The sequence below is a fragment of the Micromonospora sp. M51 genome, from assembly GCF_018070305.1.
Taxonomy (GTDB): Bacteria; Actinomycetota; Actinomycetes; order Mycobacteriales; family Micromonosporaceae; genus Micromonospora; species Micromonospora parva.
In genome coordinates this window covers 1-1,181 of the sequence record NZ_JAGPXZ010001189.1, presented here as the reverse complement: position 1 = coordinate 1,181, position 1,181 = coordinate 1, and the positions used below count along the sequence as shown (strand labels likewise).

Below are 1,181 nucleotides of genomic sequence, written 5' to 3'. Positions count from 1 at the left end.
GGGCGGAGCCGACCCCGGCGGCGGCGAGCGAGCGGGCCGCCCGGGCCACCGCGGCGGACGGCCGGACCGGGCCTGTCCCTTCGGGGGGGTGTTGCGGCAAAGTACTCACGACATAATCATGAAGCGTCGCGGGCGACGTGACGAACAGGTGCGCCCTGGCGCGCACGACAGGAGGTTGGCGGGTGGGCTGGCTCGACCGGGTCGAGGACCAGGTTGACGCCCTCACGCACGCCCGGGCGTTGCAGGAGGCCAGCCGCTCCGCGGAGTCGTACGTCCTGCTGGAGCGGGTGATCCGCACCACCAACGACCCGGCGGCGCGAGCGGACGCCATGGTGCAGCGCCTCTCCGCGCTGATCAATCTCGGTCGAACCGCGGAGTTCACCAGGGCCATCGAGGAGGCGTCGGCGGCCGTCCGCGACCTCGCCGAGCCGTACCTGCACGGTCACCTCAACGCGCTGGCCGCGCTCGCCGCGCACCACCAGGGAGCGCTGGACCGCTGCGTCATGCACCTCGTCCGAGCGGCCCGCGCGCTGGGCGCCGTCGCCGACCCGGACCGGGACACCGCCTGGGGCTGGCACGACCTGGCCATGGCCTACAGCTACCTGAGCTTCCACGGGTACGCGCTGGGCGCCATCGAGCGGGCCCGGCAGCTCGGGCTGACCGCCGGGATCCCGGAGGAGACGTTCGCCGCACCGGGCATCCGGCTGCGCAACGCCGTGGCCCTGGACCACAACGGCGACAGCGACGGTTGTCTGCGGGTGCTGCGGGACGTGGCGGCCGACCTGGCCCGCTTCGTTCGCGCCGTGCGTGCCGGGCAGCTGCGCCCGAGCAGCCTCGCCGCGTACGGCTACGCGGCCGCCCGACAGGCCGCGCTCGGCGACCAGGTGGCGACCGAGGGCACCGAGCCAGCCCGGTTGATCAGCCACGGTGGGGACAGCGCCCGGGCCCGCGACCTGCGTCAACTGGGGCAGGTGTGCCTCGCGGTCGCCGACGGTCGACCGATCGAAGCGGTCACCCGACTGGACACCGTCCAGGTGTCCAACGAGACGCTCGGGGCGGCCGAGCCGGCCCGACTGCGCAGCATCGCGCTGACCCGCGCCGGGGACCACCTGGCCGCGCACCGGGCCGACCGGCTGGCGTTCCGGCTCGCCGCCGAGCGCCAGGTCCAGGTTGGACCCGGG

1 pseudogene is annotated in these 1,181 nt (G+C 74.9%); it reads left to right on the top strand.

The annotated features are described in order from the left end of the window. Window positions 1-182 precede the first annotated feature (182 nt). Window positions 183-1,181: pseudogene (locus KBX53_RS33575) on the top strand (GGDEF domain-containing protein); the annotation flags it as partial.